Source organism: Pseudomonas sp. GL_135, assembly GCF_057834665.1.
In genome coordinates, this window is record NZ_CM174408.1 from 3,392,230 (window position 1) to 3,408,764 (window position 16,535).

Below are 16,535 nucleotides of genomic sequence, written 5' to 3' on the forward strand. Positions count from 1 at the left end.
CCGGCTTATTGCGGCTTGGTCACCAGCTCGACCGGGGTCTCGATCACGCCGTTGGTGATCTCGAGCTTCTCGCCCTTGACCATTTTCAGGGCGGTGTCGATACCGAACACGGCCTGACGCGCCGCGAACTGGTCAGCGGTGGCCAGAATGCGGCCGTCTTTGAGCATCGGCTTGATGGCGTTGATGTTGTCGTAACCGACGACCTGAACCTTGCCCGCCTTGCCTGCCGCACGAACGGCCGATACCGCGCCGAGCGCCATGCTGTCGTTGCCCGCCAGCAGCGCTTTCAGGTTCGGGTATTCGTTGAGCATGGCGGACGCCACCGCGTTGCCCTTGTCGATTTCCCAGTTACCGGACTGCGTGGAAACGATCTTCATCTGCGCAGCGTCCATCGCGTCCTTGAAGCCCGCGGTGCGTTGCTGCGCGTTGGTGGTGGTCGGCACGCCTTCGATGATGCCGACTTCAGCACCCGCCGTCAGCTGCTTGGCCAGGTAGTCGCCCACCAGCTTGGCGCCCTTGCGGTTGTTCGGGCCTACGAAAGGCACTTCCATGCCCTTGCTTTTCAGCACGTCGGCGTCCAGCTGGTTGTCGATGTTGACGACTTTGATGCCCGCGTCCATGGCCTTTTTCAGGACCGACGCCAAGGCCTTGGAATCGGCCGGGGCAATGACCAGCGCGTCGACTTTCTTGACGATCATCTGGTTGACGATGTCGATCTGCGCGGCCGTGTCGGACTCGTTCTTGATGCCGTTGGAAATCAGATCAAAGTCAGCGGAATGCTCTTTTTGATACACCTTGGCGCCGTCTTCCATGGTCAGGAAGAATTCATTGGCCAGGGATTTCATCACCAGCGCAACGGTCGGCTTTTTCGCGTCGTCGGCAAAGGCAGATGAGAGAGGCAGGGATGCAGCAGAAGCGGTAAGCATGGCAACAGCAAGAAGACGTGCAGCGAATGGCAGCTTCATGGATCACTCCGACATTATGATTGTTGTTATCGGCAGCGTTTACGCGTCAGGGGAAGGATAGACGGAATCGCAAACGTTTGCGTGAGCGAAACTATGGGAAGCGCCGGGACGTTTGTCAACTCAGTAAAGCAGGAATTTTAGAGCGGGCCAGGTATCGCCCTGCTCCTCCGATTGCCGTGGCGACGCTGGTGACCCGCACCCCGAATCGGAGGATAGAAAGGAACGATCAATTGTGCAGATTAAGTCACGCACGTTCCTGACGGGCGGTTGGACGTCGACCGGCAGCGTGGAGCTTCAGATCTTCTTTCAGGGTGGCGATCAGATTGGCGATGGCGCGGCTGGAGTTGAGCGAACTGACCGGAATACCTCCGGCCAGGAGGTCGGCGTGGCCCCTTTCGCGATCAAATATCTGCACCATTATTTGATCGTTGGCATCGATGGTGCACTTGCATTTGGCAGGCAGGAAGCCTGATTCGACGATATGGCAGAGTTCAAGTGTGGAGATCATGGCAAATTTCCTTATTTAGTTATGCACGGTGGATGTCGACCGGTGCCAGCAATTCCACGAGTTTGTCATGAATGGGACGAACGGACATGACGCAGATCACCGAGTATGCGTCCCCTGAATTCTCAAGAGGATTGCTGTCGCGACAACGCGCCGCTGAATGCTGCGGTTTCAGCCGGTTGGATGGCGTAAATAACACGGGTTTGACGGCGTCATGCAGGAAACAAATCAGTAAGCTGAGCGCCTCGGAAATGGCCATTAGCCAATATCGTCGCGCGGCAGTGAACTAATTACGCGCGTGGCGGCCAGAGGGGCTCGCACTGCAACATGGCAGTCGCTGCACAAGCAAGCTTTCTACAGTATTTGGAGCGCAAGATGGGTCGGGGCAACAACGAGTTTGAGTTCTGGTGGGGCACGTCAGGCCCGTGGGTCGAGCCGCCGAATGTACGCCGCAGCGGGACCAGTGGCGTGCAGCGCGTGGTTCACGATGGCAAGACGTTCTATGTCAAACGCCAGACCGGCCATCTGTTTCGCAGTTTGCGCTACCCCACCGGGCGTCCGACTGCACTGCGTGAAGGCATCGCGCTGACAAAACTCGAGGAACTCGGCATCAACGCGCCACGTCCGGTGTTCTATGGCACTCGCAAGGTTGCCGGAGTCTGGCAAGGCGTGCTGGTCACGAAGGATCTGGGTGGCTTCATCGATCTCGACACCTGGTACGCACAGGGCGGCGCCGCCACGCTGAGCACCGAGCAACATCAGCGACTTTTCAAGCGTCTGGCTGAAACGCTGGCTAAGATGCACATGGGCAAGTGGCAGCACGGCTGCATGCGCTCCAAGCACATTTTCATCAAGGCGACCGTCACTGACACGCGCTTTGATTTCGAACTGGCGCTGCTGGATCTGGAAAAATCCCACGGGCGAATCACCGCGATGGGTGCTGCCCGTCACGACATTCCGCAGCTCAGAAGGCATTCATTCTGGGATGAGTCCCAATGGCAGTACTTTCTGTCGTGCTACGAGCAGGCCATCGGCCGAGCCATCTAGACGACGCAGCCGCCCTTCATGCCATGCGGTATCTGGCATGAAGGGCTCAGCGTGAAGGGCTCAAACCATCAAGAGGCGTGACCGGCCTGCTCCCTGATCAACGCCGGCACCCGCCGATCGCTGATCGCCTGCGCCACTTTGGTCGCGATATCGGCACGGCTGAACGGCTTGGCCAGCATCTCGAAACCGGCAATCTGCTTGGACGATTCGCTGGTGTAACCGGTGACAATCAGCACCGGCAGCGCAGGCAGGACTTCGCGCAGACTCAGGGCGAGCTGCGTGCCGCTTTTCTCCGCCATCAGTTGATCGGTGACAAGTACGTCCGGCCGCAAGCCTGCGCTGACCATCTGTTCGGCAGCAGAGGGCGACGCCGCTTCGGTCACCCGATAGCCCAGGTCACGCAGTTGCAGTGCAACGGTGTAGCGGACCAGTTCTTCGTCATCCACCACCAGCACGTGAAAGGGATGATCCGCGCCAGGCGCCGGGTCTGCATCGACATCGCCGGCTGCCGGTGTCTGTAGATCGGCGCTGGAAATCGGCAGCCAGATGTCGACCCGCGTACCAAGACCCGGCGCCGACTGAATGTCAAATCCGCCCCCGGATTGCAGGGCCAGCCCTTGCACCATCGACAGCCCCAGGCCGGTGCCCTTGCCGACGCCTTTGGTTGAATAGAATGGTTCAACGCAGCGCTGCAATATGTCCTCGCTCATGCCGCCGCCGTTATCCGTTACCGTCAGCCTGACGTAGCAACCGTGCGCCGGCGATGGACCCAGGCCCGCACCGTCGGCGACCACCTCGGAGCAGGCACTGATCTTCAGGTAGCCGCGTTCGGCGATTGCGTCACGCGCGTTGACCGCAAGATTGAGCACGCCTAACTCAAGCTGATGGGGATCGATGAGGATGTTCGGCAATCCTGGCGGGATCTCGACGATGACTTCAATGGTCGGCCCCAGCGAACGCTGGATGAGGTCGCGCATATCGTTGACAAGACTGTCCAGCGCCACGACTTGAGGTTTGAGCGTCTGCCTGCGGGCAAAGGTCAGCAGACGACCTACCAGGATTCGCGCGCGATCCGCCGCTTGCAGCGCAGCGTCGATCAACCGATGGGAGCGGTCGTTGCTGACAGGCTGGCGCCGCAGCAACTCCAGCGATGTCATGATCGGCGTCAGCAGGTTATTGAAGTCATGGGCGATGCCGCCGCCCAACTGACCGACCATTTCGATCTTGCGCGACTCGTGGAGCAGAGAAATGGCCGCCTCGCGCTCGGCCACTATCGTGGCAACGCGCTGTTCGAGACTCTCGTTGAGTTCGATCAACTGATGTTCGGCGCCAACCCGGGCGGTGATGTCGACGCAAACAAACAGCAAGCCGCTGAGGTGTTGTTGCGCGTCGAGCAGCGGCGTCACGTGGGTCTGCACCCAGACGACGGAGCCGTCTGCGAGGACATGGTGCTGGGTCAGCTCAAAGGGCGCTTCGGCGGTCAGGAATGTCTCGTAGAACATCGGCTGCGAATTGGCCGGCAAGTCTTTCTGTAACTCGAGGATCGAGCGGCCGGCAATCGCCTGACGTTGCAGCCCCATGATCTCGCAGTAGCGATCATTGACTTGCTGGAAGACGCCTCGGTGATCACACAGCGCAATCCCGGCACCCGCCTGCTCGAACATTCCGGCAAGTTGCGCTGAACTGGCGTGTAGCGCCGCTTCGGACCGCATGTGGTTGATCCACTGCCAGCCCAGCTTGGCCGCTTCTTCGATAATATGGATGTCATGGGGGCTGCATACCCGCAGCCCTTCGAACTCGACCGTAAACACCCCGGCCAACGTGTCATGGCGCATCAGCGGGACATGCACGACCAGACTCGCCGTGCCGTCTGGCTGAAGAGCGCCGGCGTACGAGTCGGCCAGATCGGGATCGGCACTTGCCGCCGCTTGCACGGTGACACCCTGACGCAACGCCGAACAGGTGTCATCGCCGACGACGATCAGCCCTGATCGAGCCGTCACCTCACCTTGCCGGTATTCACGGCGTACGCCGAAGTCACCGACCTCGTCAGCCTCTGCGATATGGACACGGGTGGCGCCCAGCTCGTCACCGATACGCCGTATGAGGTCCGCTTCGATCTGCTCTGGGTCGTGAATGGACGGAAAAGACTGGCCCAGCTCAAGCAGCAGCGCCTGACGACGCTCGAAATGAACGCGCTCGGTGGTTTCAGTGACAATGCAAAGCACACCGCCGACGGATCCATCGTTCTGGTGCACCGCAGAATAAGAGACGTCAAAGTAGACGGTCTCACCGTAACCGTGCCGCTCGATATAGAACGGGCGATCTTTGGCAGCAAAGGTTTGCCCGGTTTCCCGTACGCCACGCAGCAGCGGCTCGAGGTCGTCCCATAGCTCGCGCCAATTCTCGATGGCGGGACGGCCGAGGGCGCGGGGATGTTTCTCGCCGATGCTCGGCGCATAGGCGTCGTTGTAGAGCGCCACGAAATCGGGCCCCCAGAAGAGCACGATCTGCGCCTGCACAGGGAGAATCGTGCCCATCAGGGCTTTTAGACTGTCCGGCCAGTCAGAGGGCAGGCCGAGGGGCGAGCCGTCCAGCAATGAGGACTGAAGCAGATCACCGACCGCACCGCCGTTGGCAAGGAAACGCAGGGGTGCTGCGCTGAACCCGGTGTTGGGTGGGGTATCCATAATTAGGGCCTGACAGGAAATATCGTGAGCAGATAGCCTCGTTTAGAGCGACGTTAATGCGAATATGTTCCACTCAGATTGGCACGACTTTGCATACAGCCGGGCCCGGTGGCCATGCCAGTCGGGCCCTGGCGTGGCTCAATCCTCTTCTTTGACGGTGGCTACCTCGTCAGCGCGAACGCGGATGGTTTTGCCGGAGATGTCTTCGAACTCATAAAAGCCGTCTTTGCTCTTGGTCTTTGGCGCATCCTTGGTCACGTACTGGGTACCGTTTTGCAGGGTGACCACGGTGGACGTGGAGCAACCTGCCAACGCTGCACAGCAGGCGAACGCGACCGGCATCAGCAATGATTGAATCTTCATAAAGCCTCCTGGTTTGCATGACTCGTGCGCAGTGCGCTTGAGCGCTGAATCGTCGTGTAGCAGATCAGATCAGCCGGATCGACTTTGGTTCGCGGCCCGAACAATCAGACGAAAAATCAGCGACTTGAGTCAATCACGGTTTTTGTCTGATCCGTAGTTGCGAAACGTCCGACACTCAAATACTGTATGCGCATACAGCGAACAGGAGGGTCACTTCGTGTCTGACACCCATGCAGCAACCGCAGCATCGCCAGGGCACTACGAGCGCATGGCGGTGCGGGTCCAGAAAATCATCAATTCCCAGAGCGCGCAGAAAGCCCGCGCGGCACTGATTTTTCGGCTGGCGGACGAGCTTGAGGACGACTGGAAACAGTTGCTGGAAGAGATCGACGAGAACGACAACGTGACCCTGGCCTGGCGAGACGACGGCGGTGTGCAGATTTTCTGGACAGTGCCCAAGGAAGACTGACCTGCAAACCGCCCCACCCCCTTGATGAATTACCCAGTTGGAAAACATGCTTAGATTTTGTGTCGCACTGCTTTTGGCTTTTACCTTCCTGCAAACCGCTTCTGCTGACGTCAACATTGGCACCTGGAACCTGGAGCACTTGAGTGTGCGCCCGAACAAGGACTTCCAAGGCATCGCCAAGGTCGCGCAGAAGGTCGACTTTCTCGCCGTTCAGGAGCTGATGAGCGAAGACGCGCTGGAGGCGCTGGCCAAGGAGCTGACTCGGCAGACGGGCAAGCACTGGAGTTCGATGGCTTCCCATGCCGTCGGCCGCTCTTCCTACAAGGAAATGTACGGATTCGTCTGGCGGGATGACGCCGTTGCCTATGAGGACGGCGCCGTGAGCTACCTCGACCGCACCGACACCTTCGAACGCGAGCCTTACTCCGCGCAGTTCCGGTCGCTCAAGGACGGCAAGACCTTTGTCGTTGCTACTGTGCACATCCTGTACGGCAAGAACCAGGCGGATCGCGCTTCGGAGATCGTCGCCCTGTCCAATTACTGGACCTGGCTGCAGGAGACCTACCCCGGCAACAACCAGATCATGTTGATGGGCGACTTCAACACCCCGCCCAACTCGCCCGCGTGGGACAAGCTCGACAGCAGCGCCAGGCCGCTGGTACTTGATGGCGCCAGCACGCTGTCTACCAAGGATGGCAAATTTGCCAACCTTTACGACAACATCTTCATCAGCAAGCAGTCGGCGATCCGGGTGAACAAGGTCGAGGTGTTCGATTACCCGAAATTCCTCGGCCTGACACACGCCAAGGGCCGTAACAGCGTGTCCGACCACGCTCCGATTTTTCTCAGCGCCAGCTTGAGCGGCGGCCACGGGACGGCCAGCGCGTCTGCCATCACGGCGCAGGCCCGGCCCACGGCGAGCAATTCAACAAAGCCCGTTGCCAGTGCCGGCGGCAGCGCAGCTAACTTGACGCTGGCGATTCGCGGCAACAAGAAGACCCTGGTTTACCACCGTCCGGACTGCCCCTCGTACAACGCGATCGCCGAGAAAAATCGGGTTGAGTTCAATAGCCCGGCGGCAGCCGAAGCGCAGCATTACCACTTGGCCGGCAACTGCCATTGATCCGCAGCGGCAGACACGAGTCCATGTTTCCGTCGCCAGACACACAGTGGCAGGCGACGAAAAGCTGTTCGAAAACCGAATGACCGCTTGAGTCATTCACGCACCGGATTGCAGGATCCAGCCCTCGTGCAAGCTCTTCCTCAGGTGGGTAAATTCAGGCTTCGAGGGGACTCATTTTATTCATTCAACGCTTTTGGATGCATGGCCAATATCCATATCGATATGGCACATCGCCGCCCATCGGCGAGCGATTTTAAACGCTCACAAAGGTGTGTAATTCTCTGCCGGGCCAGCCGCTCCGCAACCTGTTGGCGGACGTCCCGCCCCGGTCAAAAGGCATTAGGATTCAACGCCATCGGGATTTGATCAGCCTGTATCCATCTTGAAGTGAAGGTACCGACGATGCAGTCGACCTCCATGCTGTCAGGCACGTGAAGGAAGTACTCACTCAACCGGCGTCACCGCACGCCCCCACAGGCTGAGACAAATGAATGACTATAAGGATTTTGAAATTCATTACTGGTTTCAAGGTGAGCCGCGGCGTTTCAACCACCAGGGAAACCATCTTTGCGACAGTGACGCGCTGCATTTCGCGACTTTGCATGCAGGGGTGGGCGCGGTCGAGGGCCACATCTGCGCGGGCCCGGTGAAACGCGCGCTGCTATACGCCGAGGGACTGGGCGTCACACAGGTGCAATGGAAACGCACCTGATCCGGGAAAACTGCAAACAAACGTGGATTCACGTGGTCGGAATTTACAAGCAGCGCTCATTACACCAGCAAAGCGAGGTAAACATGACCATCGATAACGCACTCAAGCAGGAAGTCCTGACCCGATTGCTGCATGCCCACCCGGCAGGCCTGGGTAAGGAAATTCTGGACAACTACCGAGGGGAGAACGCCGTTGCAGACACCCTTGAGCATTTGCAACAGGCCGGGTTGATTCATGACGGTTGCGTTAACCGCCCTGCCGACGGGGATCGCACGCTGAAGTACCCCGTAAAACTGAGTTCCTCCGGAGTCGTGGCTGCCAAGCAACTGGAAGCTGAGCCTTCTAAACAGTAAGTTTTGCGCAGGCAACAAAAAAACCGGCCAAGGCCGGTTTTTTCAGGTGTCCGATAAAGTGGTGTTCTCCCCTGGCGCTACCTGCACTGATCATCCTAAGCCTGTCAGGAAGCAGCACCACAGGGGAACGAGAACAAGCCTACAAGCCAAGTCTTGTTTTCGTCACGCCCGCTTTTGTGACTTCATGCGTCCAGACCCTGATGCCTGGTGTTGCGCCCAACGCCTGCGCTCAGACCGCCGGATAATCGCCTGTGCCGTCCGGCCATGGGGTCAGCAGCTCGAAGCCGGTCTCGGTCACCACCACCATGTGTTCCCATTGCGCCGACAATGACTGATCCCGGGTGAGCACTGTCCACCCATCTTCCAGCACATAAGTGCCCGGCTTGCCGGCGTTGATCATCGGCTCGATGGTGAAGACCATGCCGGTTTTGAGTTTCAGTCCCTTGCCCGCTGCGCCGTAGTGCAGCACTTGAGGCTCTTCGTGGTATTTGCGACCGATGCCATGCCCGCAGTATTCGCGCACCACGCTGAAGCCTTCGCGGTATGCCACGCTCTGAATGGCGTGACCGATGTCGCCCAACGTCGCACCGGGTTTCACTGCGTGTATGCCTGCCAGCGTGGCCTCGTACGTGGTCTCGACCAGACGCCGGGCGAGCGGGCTGACCTCGCCGACGTAGTACATACGGCTGGTGTCGCCGTACCAGCCATCCTTGATGACCGCGACGTCGATATTGACGATGTCGCCATCCTTGAGCACGTCATCCGCCGAAGGAATGCCGTGGCAGACGACGGTGTTGGGCGAGATGCAGGTCGTTTTGGTGAACCCGTGGTAACCGACGTTGGCCGGGATCACTTTCAGCTCGTTGACGATGTAGGCGTTGCAAATGTCATCCAGCGCCTCGGTGCTTATGCCTGGCTTGACGTGCTCTGCGATCATCGCCAATACATCTGCGGCCAGACGCCCTGCCACACGCAGGCCGACCAGATCGGTTTCAGTCTTGATAGTAATGCTCACTGGGACACCGCCTTGGCCGGAGCCAGATCCGGTACGAGGTCGCAGGCCTGAAGGATCAACACGGCGCCGCCGGACGTTTCAGCGCGAATCAGCAGTTGGCAGATCTCGCTGTAATTGAGACCGGGATGAAGTTCGGCCAGCATGCCCACCCGCATCCAGTGCTCAGCCTGAGCATTGATTGAGCGGCTCAGGGCCGCGCTGGCGCAGCGAATGTTGGCGTGCATCTGTTCGGAAATTTTTACCAGTCCCATAGCGACCTCGCGAAGAATATACGGAGCATATACGTTTCATATATTTTCACGCAACCGCTGCGGGCATCTCTTAAGACAAACGTCCTTACGCTGAGCGGGATTGGGAGAACTCGGTCGCGCACTCGGAAAGCGACGTGGCTAATTGCGAAATCGCCTCGCGGTCGTCTTCGCTAAGCGCCCGGTAATGAGTAATGACCGCCCGCTCTGCCTCGTTCAGTGTATCGGTGGCGATGGGCGTCCGCTCACCCGACAACACGTACATGACGTCGATGCCTTTTTTGCCAAGCGCCGCCAGGTAATCGGAGCGCGGAATGCGTTCACCGCTCTCGTACTTGCCTTGGGCATTGGCCTCTACGCCACCGATGGAACCGAAGTCCTGTTGCGACAGCCCGAGCCGTTTGCGTTCTTCTTTCAGACGTGAGCCGAGATCTTTCATAAATGAGGGTCCTGAAATTGACTGTGTTCAAAGAGCAAGACCCCATTGGTCCGAGGGAGTTGCGCCCTTGAGCCCATTTGGTCAATCTTCCGAATTGACGGCTCAAGGAATCCCCACCATGGCCGATAGGTTCTGATGTACCGCTATTCCTTTCGAATGGCAGCCCGATTTCTGTAGTTCGGAGAACCAGACGATGATTTCTTTCTTACTGGGTTGGTTGGCGCTATCGGCCGTCGGCACCTTGATTGCGCTGGCCATGATTCGCACCGGTAAATCACGCCAGCCTGACGCAGACGACACAGTGCGCGGTCAAACGCCCGTCCCGGTTCTGGTGCGATTCAAACCCTGAATCGATTGTGGCCGTGTTGCGTGGAGCACGCGCCCTCACATCACTCCCCCGCAAGCTGACCCTGCTCAGTTCCATAGCTACTTGCGTGGCCCGTTGCATAGCCTGTTGCGTAGCCAGCGCTTGATGGCGCGAATGCCAGGTCGGCCTGACTGGCGCTGAACTGGCGAAGCCCTGATGCCAGGGCAAGAAAATCCTCACGCTGCATCTCGTTGCCCCAAACGCTGCTGAACGACGACTCGTTCTTTTGCGCAGCGAATTCCGGGCGGGTATTGGAGTGATTGGTTTGCATGAGCGCTCTCTTCTTCTCGATACTGTTTAAACATACAGTATTTTCAACGAACCCCGAGCGCAAGGCCTGTCGCGACGAATGGTCATGGCGATCAGGCTCGACAGTGTCATCACTCATGGCTGCCTGCCTGGCGCCACGCGGGCCGAAACCGAAGCCAGACGCTTAGACGCGTGCCAGTGCTTCGAGCCGCTCAAGGTCATCTGCCGACAACACAATCCCCTCCTTCAATGACTGTTCACGCTGGCCGTAGCGGCGATCACCCGGCATGCGCTGCTGGCCGACGCCGTGCATCTGCCGGACCAGTTCTTCGCTGCGTTCGGCGAATGCCTGACCACTGCCCTTGTCCGGATCGATGACGATGATGACCTGGCCGGTCCACGGGGTTTGCGCGCCGGGCGACATGGACATGTCGAACTCGAACGAGAAATTGCCGCCCGTGAGTGCAGCGGACAGCAGCTCCACCATCATCGACAGCGCCGAACCCTTGTAACCCCCGAATGGCAGCAACGCGCCACCGTCGAGAATGGCTTTCGGGTCTTCGGTCGGCACGCCGTTGCGATCAACGCCCATTCCCGGCGCAAGCATGCGCCCCTCTCTGGCGGCAATCTGCACGTCGCCGTGGGCGATGGCGCTGGTGGCCATATCAAACACGATGGGCTGACCGTCAGCGCGTGGCGCGGCGAAGGCGATGGGGTTGGTGCCAAACAAGGGTTTTTGCGCACCGTGGGGCACGACGCAGGTCATGCTATTGACCACGCTCAAGGCCACCAGCCCTTCCTGAGCGAACGGCTCGACGTCCGGCCACAGCGCGGCGAAGTGATGGGAGTTGCGGATGGCCAGAATGGCGATCCCGGCGTTCCGCGCTTTTTCGATCACCAGGGCTTTCGCCGCCTGCATCGCCGGCTGGGCAAAGCCGCCCATGGCATCGACGCGCACAAACGCCGCGCCGACGTCCTCGACCTTTGGCTCAGCCTGACCATCGACCCAACCCGCCGCCAGCGACGACAGATAACCCTTGATGCGGAAGATGCCATGGCTGTGGGACCCGTCGCGCTCGGCGGCCGCGCAATTGGCGGCCAGTACCCGCGCCACCTCGGGCGAGGTGCCATGGAGCAGGAAGATCTGCCGCAGCAGCTCTGTCAGATCGGCAAAGGAAATGGTCCGGGTGGTCTGGCTGTCGTGCATCGAAGGCATCTGAAGCTCCTTTGTGATTATTGGATGTGGAAGCGGAACAGAAAAGACAGGTGTCTGGAGACGCTCGTTTGAAGAGTAATGCCCAGCAACAAGCCGGTAAACTGCGGGCCTGCTGCAGTGGCTGCCCTGCCCTCAACCGAACAAGGATCTCACCATGGATTCCCCAACCATTGATTGCCAGACCGTCGTCCTCGGCGCCGGTATCATCGGCGTCTGTTCTGCGCTGCACCTGCAAGCGGCAGGCCAGCGGGTGGTCTTGCTGGACCGTGATGAGCCAGGAGCTGGCACCAGTCACGGTAATGCCGGCTTGATCGAGCGCTCCAGCATCGTCCCGTACGCCTTTCCCCGTGAGTGGTCGCGGCTGGCGCGTTATGCCCTCAACCGGCAGTCTTCCCTGCGGTTCAGCCCGGCCTGGCTGCCAACGATCGCGCCCTGGCTGTTTCAGTACTGGCAGAACTCCTCGCCCGACAAACTGGCCAGCGCGAGCCGCGCAATGCTGCCGCTGATCGAACGCTGCGTCAGTGAGCATGACCTGCTGGCCGAGGCCTCAGGCATGACCTCGCTGATCCGCGCCAAGGGTTGGATCGAGTTCTATCACGACCGGGGGGAATTTGATCTGGCAGTGGCCGATGCTCGCACTTACGACCGTCACGGGCTGCGTTATGAGGTGCTTGATGCAAGCCAGTTGCGCGATCGCGAGCCGCATCTGAGCGGGGCATTGGGCGCCATCCACTGGCTCGACCCGAAAAGCGTGAGCGATCCCGGTGCACTGGTTCGCGGTTATGCGGCGTTGTTCGTTGAGCGCGGCGGCCTGTTGCTCAAAGGTGACGCGCGCAGTCTTTGTCAGCACGACGGCAGCTGGCAGGTAGAGACCCGCGAGGGGCTGGTGCGGGCGCAAAACGCAGTGGTGGCGTTGGGGCCGCAATCAACGGAGGTGACCGCCCGCTTTGGATACCGCATTCCCCTGGGGATCAAGCGCGGCTACCACATGCATTACGCAGCAAAACCGGATGCGCCGTTGCAACACTCGATCATCGATGCCCAGGCGGGCTATGTGCTGGCGCCCATGGCGCGGGGTATCCGACTGACCACCGGCGTCGAGTTCGCCGCACCCGACGCGCCCATCAACGAGATCCAGCTGCGCCGCTGCGAGGCCATCGCCCGAACGCTTTATCCGTTGGGCGAGCGGCTGGACGCTGAACCCTGGCTGGGTCGTCGGCCCTGTTTGCCGGACATGCGCCCTGTCATTGGACCGGCGGCGTCGCACAAAGGGCTGTGGTTCAACTTTGGGCACGCGCACCACGGTCTGACTCTGGGCCCGGTCACCGGTCGATTGCTGGCGGAAATGATGAGCGGCGCCAAGCCCTTTACCGATCCCGCGCCTTACAGCCCGGACCGATTCGGGTAAACCTCGGCGCGCCGCTGACTATTCCCCCTGCAACCGCTTCTGAAAGAACAGGCGCTGGTGCCCGGGCGGATAGTCATCCAGCCGACCAAACTGTTCATAGCCATGCTTGCGGTAGAACTCCGGCGCCTGGAAATCAAAGGTGTCGAGCCAGACGCCAACGCAGCCCCGCTCGCGGGCGAGGTCTTCGGCCATCGCCATCAACTGGCTGCCCATGCGCTGGTCCCGGGCCTGTTCAGGTACCACGAGCAGTTCGATGAACAGCCAGCTGTAAAGAATACGGCCGTGGAGGCCGCCGAGCACGGCGTCGGTCTGTTCGTCGCGGACAAACAAGGCAAACTTTTCGTGCTTGCCGTCGCCTGCCATGGCCGCGTTGTAGGCCCTCAGTGGTTCAAGGATCTGCAGGCGTTCTTCTTCGGAGGGGTTGGATTTGAATTCGATACGGACACTCATGCGTCGCTTCCTGCTGACGGAAATGGGGACGCCAAGGTTGTCGGATATGCGGAAGGGAGTAAAGCTGCGAGAGGTTAAAGCAACGGACTAGAGGGAATCAGTGAGAAGGGATGTGGAAGCCCCGGGGGCCTCCACATGCGCTAAAGCGCTGGGTCGATCAGTCCTTCTGATCGCGCAGGACGTTACCGGAGGTGCCGTCGATGCGGAATTCGTAGGTCAGGCTGTCAGCTTTGCGGCCTTCACCTTCCCAGTAGCCATTGTCGTCGGCTTCGATCTTGTAGATCTCGGTGTAACCCGCCGACTTGGCTTTTTCGATCGCTTTTTCGATGGTGATCCAGCCAGCGCCCGGTTTGTCCGCCAGGGCGAACTGTGCGGTGGTCAGGGCAGCGGTGGCGAGAACGGCAGCGGTAAGTTTCTTGATCATGATTGAACTCCATTTCCCTTTGCGGGCTTTTTGAATGCGAAATTTTGGAGTTCGTGACCGGAAAATAAGTTCATCCGAGGTTTTGTAACCGCTTGATGCTGCCGAATGGATACCACCGCAGACAGCGGTTTAACACTGCGCGAACGCGGATCAGCGCTTGACCTTGCGACGCAGCACACCGTTCAACACCACCACGACAACAGCAACGAAGATCGCGATGTATTGAAAGGTCTTCTCGCTGAGCACGCCAGTGGTCTGTAGGTGGGACAGGCCAAGCATGATCGCCAGAACGCTCAAGGCGATGATGATCGAATAAATCAGACGCTGTTTGTTGGTCATTACGGGATTCCTGAAAACGGGTCGAGATGTGGGCCGCAGTGCAAATGTGCGGACATGGTACCTGCTCGGGTCGGCGCTGGCACGCCACCGCCCGCGCCAGGGCTGTGCCAGGCTACGTCCCCGCTGCGGCGAAGCGTCTCGGCCGCTGATTTCCGTCACTTTCACGTGGTTTAATACGCGCACTTTTTAGTCGCTGAAGCATTTCAGGGCTGTAGGACGTGTCTGCCAACAACGCAGATTTTTCCTCCCCCCTCTTTCAACAAGGAGTCCCCAATGCCCCATGAAGGCAGCCTGTTGCAGGCCGCAGTCGTGTTCCTGCTCGCCGCCGTTCTCACGGTTCCTCTGGCCAAACGTCTGCAACTGGGCGCCGTGATCGGCTACCTGATCGCGGGTGTGATCATTGGCCCGTCTTGCCTCGGCCTGATTGGCGACCCGCAGAGCGTCGCGCACATCTCCGAGCTGGGCGTGGTGCTATTGTTGTTCATCATTGGCCTGGAGTTGTCGCCGCGACGCCTCTGGACCATGCGCAAATCGGTGTTCGGTGTCGGCATGGCACAGGTGCTGCTAACGGGGGTGGTCATTGGCGCGGTCGCGTTGCTGGGCTTCAATCAGCCGCTGAACAGCGCCGTGGTGCTCGGCCTGGGGCTGGCGTTGTCATCGACCGCCTTCGGTCTGCAAAGCCTGGCCGAACGCAAGGAGCTCAACGCACCCCACGGTCGCCTGGCCTTCGCCATTCTGCTGTTCCAGGACATCGCCGCCATTCCGCTGATCGCGTTGGTGCCGATGCTGGCAGGCGGTTCTCACGATGCCGGTTCCGGCGATTCCCTGCGTCACGGCCTGCAAGTGCTCGGCGGCATCGCCATTGTCGTGGTCGGCGGTCGTTACCTGCTGCGGCCGGTGTTTCGCATCGTCGCCAAAACCAAACTGCAGGAAGTCTCCACGGCGACCGCTCTGCTGGTGGTGATCGGCACGGCGTGGCTGATGGACCTGGTGGGCGTGTCCATGGCGCTGGGCGCATTTCTTGCCGGCCTGCTGCTGGCGGATTCCGAATACCGTCATGAGCTGGAAGCGCAGATCGAACCGTTCAAAGGCCTGCTGCTGGGGCTGTTCTTCATCAGCGTCGGCATGGGCGCCAACATCGGCCTGCTGATCAACTCGCCACTGACGGTGCTGGGCCTGACGCTACTGCTGATCGGCTTGAAGTTGCCGTTGCTGTTCTTCGTCGGACGTCTGGCGGGCGGCCTCGGCAAGCAGAGCGCGCTGCGCCTGGGGCTGGTCCTGGCGGCGGGCGGTGAATTTGCGTTCGTGGTGTTCAAGATCGGCCGTGATCAGGGCCTGTTCGATGCCGCGTTGTACGACACGCTGGTGCTGACGATCACCTTGTCGATGGCGCTGACGCCATTGCTGCTGCTGGCCCTGTCGCGCTGGCTCAAGCCAAAGCCCGTGATCAAGGAAGTGCCGGCAGAGTACAAGGAAATCGAATCGGACAACCCGCGCGTGGTCATCGCGGGCATGGGCCGGATGGGGCAGATCGTTGCGCGTATTCTGCGCGCGCAGAACATCCCGTTCATTGCACTGGACACCTCGGTGGAAACCATCGAGTTCACCCGCAGTTTCGGTAATGTGCCGGTGTTCTATGGCGACCCGCTGCGTCCGGAAATCCTGCGCGCCGCGAAGGTGGACCAGGCCGAATATTTCGTCATCGCCACGGACGACCCGGACACCAACATCAAGACCGCCGAGCTGGTGCGCAGGCTCTACCCGCACATGAAGATCATTGCTCGCGCTCGTAACCGCCAGCACGTTCACCGCTTGCTGGACCTGGATGCCGAGGCGGTGCGGGAAACCTTCTATTCGAGCCTGGAAATGACCCGGCGTACGCTGATCGGCCTGGGCCTGAGTGAAACCCAGGCGGCCGCGCGCATTGATCGGTTCAAGCGCCACGACGAACAAGTGCTGAATCGCCAGCACCTGATCTACGATGATGCCGCGAAGGTCATGCAAAGCGCGCTGGAAGCCCGGACTGAATTGTCCGAGCTGTTCGAATCCGACCGGATCGATGAGGAAGCGAGTGACGCGCAGCCTGCCGCCAAGGCCAGGAAATAGGCTAAGCGGCGGATCGACGTGCAAGATCAGGCCCATGCCACGATCAC

21 protein-coding genes are annotated in these 16,535 nt (G+C 59.9%); 7 read left to right on the forward strand and 14 right to left on the reverse strand.

Features of this window, described 5'->3' with window-relative positions:
- Positions 1 to 5 precede the first annotated feature (5 nt).
- From AC3ISG_RS15030 to AC3ISG_RS15040, 3 genes are all read right to left on the reverse strand, one after another.
- Positions 6 to 965, reverse strand: a complete 960-nt coding sequence (locus tag AC3ISG_RS15030; protein WP_122538237.1) for a sugar ABC transporter substrate-binding protein — start codon at positions 963 to 965, stop codon at positions 6 to 8.
- A 244-nt stretch (positions 966 to 1,209) separates the two neighbouring features.
- A complete protein-coding gene (locus AC3ISG_RS15035; protein WP_122624216.1) occupies positions 1,210 to 1,473 on the reverse strand; it encodes a DUF1652 domain-containing protein in 264 nt (87 codons plus the stop codon).
- Positions 1,474 to 1,492: 19 nt separating this feature from the next.
- A complete protein-coding gene (locus AC3ISG_RS15040; RefSeq protein ID WP_489297330.1) occupies positions 1,493 to 1,729 on the reverse strand; it encodes a hypothetical protein in 237 nt (78 codons plus the stop codon).
- Between the two features lie 116 nt (positions 1,730 to 1,845).
- Between AC3ISG_RS15040 and AC3ISG_RS15045 the strand changes: the two genes are divergently transcribed.
- On the forward strand, positions 1,846 to 2,517 hold the full coding sequence (locus AC3ISG_RS15045) for a lipopolysaccharide kinase InaA family protein (RefSeq protein WP_489297331.1): 672 nt from the start codon (positions 1,846 to 1,848) through the stop codon (positions 2,515 to 2,517).
- Positions 2,518 to 2,585: 68 nt separating this feature from the next.
- On the opposite strand, the gene AC3ISG_RS15050 is transcribed toward AC3ISG_RS15045, so the two are convergent.
- Together AC3ISG_RS15050 and AC3ISG_RS15055 are read right to left on the reverse strand one after the other, a co-directional pair.
- On the reverse strand, positions 2,586 to 5,207 hold the full coding sequence (locus tag AC3ISG_RS15050) for a PAS domain-containing protein (protein WP_489297332.1): 2,622 nt from the start codon (positions 5,205 to 5,207) through the stop codon (positions 2,586 to 2,588).
- A 138-nt stretch (positions 5,208 to 5,345) separates the two neighbouring features.
- Positions 5,346 to 5,570, reverse strand: coding sequence for a YgdI/YgdR family lipoprotein (locus AC3ISG_RS15055; RefSeq protein ID WP_037010898.1), 225 nt, complete (start codon positions 5,568 to 5,570; stop codon positions 5,346 to 5,348).
- Between the two features lie 268 nt (positions 5,571 to 5,838).
- Between AC3ISG_RS15055 and AC3ISG_RS15060 the strand changes: the two genes are divergently transcribed.
- The 4 genes from AC3ISG_RS15060 (at position 5,839) to AC3ISG_RS15075 (ending at position 8,227) form a co-directional block, all read left to right on the forward strand.
- Positions 5,839 to 6,039 carry a DUF1654 domain-containing protein gene (locus tag AC3ISG_RS15060; protein ID WP_074887522.1) on the forward strand — a complete coding sequence of 67 codons (201 nt, stop codon included), beginning with the start codon at positions 5,839 to 5,841 and terminating at the stop codon, positions 6,037 to 6,039.
- A gap of 73 nt (positions 6,040 to 6,112) precedes the next feature.
- Complete coding sequence (locus tag AC3ISG_RS15065; protein ID WP_489297333.1) at positions 6,113 to 7,162, forward strand: endonuclease/exonuclease/phosphatase family protein; 1,050 nt, start codon at positions 6,113 to 6,115, stop codon at positions 7,160 to 7,162.
- A 487-nt stretch (positions 7,163 to 7,649) separates the two neighbouring features.
- Positions 7,650 to 7,874, forward strand: coding sequence for a DUF6555 family protein (locus tag AC3ISG_RS15070; protein ID WP_122538223.1), 225 nt, complete (start codon positions 7,650 to 7,652; stop codon positions 7,872 to 7,874).
- An 83-nt stretch (positions 7,875 to 7,957) separates the two neighbouring features.
- Positions 7,958 to 8,227 (forward strand): hypothetical protein, encoded by a 270-nt coding sequence (locus tag AC3ISG_RS15075; RefSeq protein WP_122538689.1) that lies wholly within the window; start codon positions 7,958 to 7,960, stop codon positions 8,225 to 8,227.
- Between the two features lie 229 nt (positions 8,228 to 8,456).
- Here AC3ISG_RS15075 and map read toward each other — a convergent pair whose 3' ends face one another.
- The 6 genes from map to AC3ISG_RS15105 form a co-directional block, all read right to left on the reverse strand.
- The gene (map, locus tag AC3ISG_RS15080) at positions 8,457 to 9,242 is read right to left on the reverse strand and encodes a type I methionyl aminopeptidase (protein WP_489297334.1); all 786 of its coding nucleotides are present in this window, start codon (positions 9,240 to 9,242) and stop codon (positions 8,457 to 8,459) included.
- Positions 9,239 to 9,493, reverse strand: coding sequence for a ParD-like family protein (locus AC3ISG_RS15085; protein WP_122538219.1), 255 nt, complete (start codon positions 9,491 to 9,493; stop codon positions 9,239 to 9,241). Before AC3ISG_RS15085 ends, map begins: the two co-directional genes overlap by 4 nt.
- Before the next feature lie 85 nt (positions 9,494 to 9,578).
- Positions 9,579 to 9,929, reverse strand: a complete 351-nt coding sequence (locus AC3ISG_RS15090; protein ID WP_122538217.1) for a helix-turn-helix domain-containing protein — start codon at positions 9,927 to 9,929, stop codon at positions 9,579 to 9,581.
- A 102-nt stretch (positions 9,930 to 10,031) separates the two neighbouring features.
- The gene (locus AC3ISG_RS15095) at positions 10,032 to 10,187 is read right to left on the reverse strand and encodes a hypothetical protein (RefSeq protein ID WP_272628721.1); all 156 of its coding nucleotides are present in this window, start codon (positions 10,185 to 10,187) and stop codon (positions 10,032 to 10,034) included.
- A 131-nt stretch (positions 10,188 to 10,318) separates the two neighbouring features.
- Complete coding sequence (locus tag AC3ISG_RS15100) at positions 10,319 to 10,684, reverse strand: hypothetical protein (RefSeq protein WP_489297335.1); 366 nt, start codon at positions 10,682 to 10,684, stop codon at positions 10,319 to 10,321.
- A 45-nt stretch (positions 10,685 to 10,729) separates the two neighbouring features.
- Positions 10,730 to 11,761, reverse strand: a complete 1,032-nt coding sequence (locus tag AC3ISG_RS15105) for an Ldh family oxidoreductase (RefSeq protein WP_489297336.1) — start codon at positions 11,759 to 11,761, stop codon at positions 10,730 to 10,732.
- 169 nt (positions 11,762 to 11,930) lie between these two features.
- Between AC3ISG_RS15105 and AC3ISG_RS15110 the strand changes: the two genes are divergently transcribed.
- Positions 11,931 to 13,169, forward strand: coding sequence for an NAD(P)/FAD-dependent oxidoreductase (locus AC3ISG_RS15110; RefSeq protein ID WP_272629369.1), 1,239 nt, complete (start codon positions 11,931 to 11,933; stop codon positions 13,167 to 13,169).
- Between the two features lie 18 nt (positions 13,170 to 13,187).
- On the opposite strand, the gene AC3ISG_RS15115 is transcribed toward AC3ISG_RS15110, so the two are convergent.
- From AC3ISG_RS15115 to AC3ISG_RS15125, 3 genes are all read right to left on the reverse strand, one after another.
- Complete coding sequence (locus AC3ISG_RS15115; protein WP_489297337.1) at positions 13,188 to 13,619, reverse strand: GNAT family N-acetyltransferase; 432 nt, start codon at positions 13,617 to 13,619, stop codon at positions 13,188 to 13,190.
- A 157-nt stretch (positions 13,620 to 13,776) separates the two neighbouring features.
- Complete coding sequence (locus AC3ISG_RS15120; protein WP_037010913.1) at positions 13,777 to 14,043, reverse strand: PepSY domain-containing protein; 267 nt, start codon at positions 14,041 to 14,043, stop codon at positions 13,777 to 13,779.
- A gap of 150 nt (positions 14,044 to 14,193) precedes the next feature.
- The gene (locus AC3ISG_RS15125; protein ID WP_122538211.1) at positions 14,194 to 14,382 is read right to left on the reverse strand and encodes a hypothetical protein; all 189 of its coding nucleotides are present in this window, start codon (positions 14,380 to 14,382) and stop codon (positions 14,194 to 14,196) included.
- Positions 14,383 to 14,655: 273 nt separating this feature from the next.
- On the opposite strand from AC3ISG_RS15125, the gene AC3ISG_RS15130 reads away from it, so the two are divergent.
- The gene (locus AC3ISG_RS15130) at positions 14,656 to 16,488 is read left to right on the forward strand and encodes a monovalent cation:proton antiporter-2 (CPA2) family protein (RefSeq protein ID WP_122624207.1); all 1,833 of its coding nucleotides are present in this window, start codon (positions 14,656 to 14,658) and stop codon (positions 16,486 to 16,488) included.
- Positions 16,489 to 16,535: the final 47 nt, after the last annotated feature.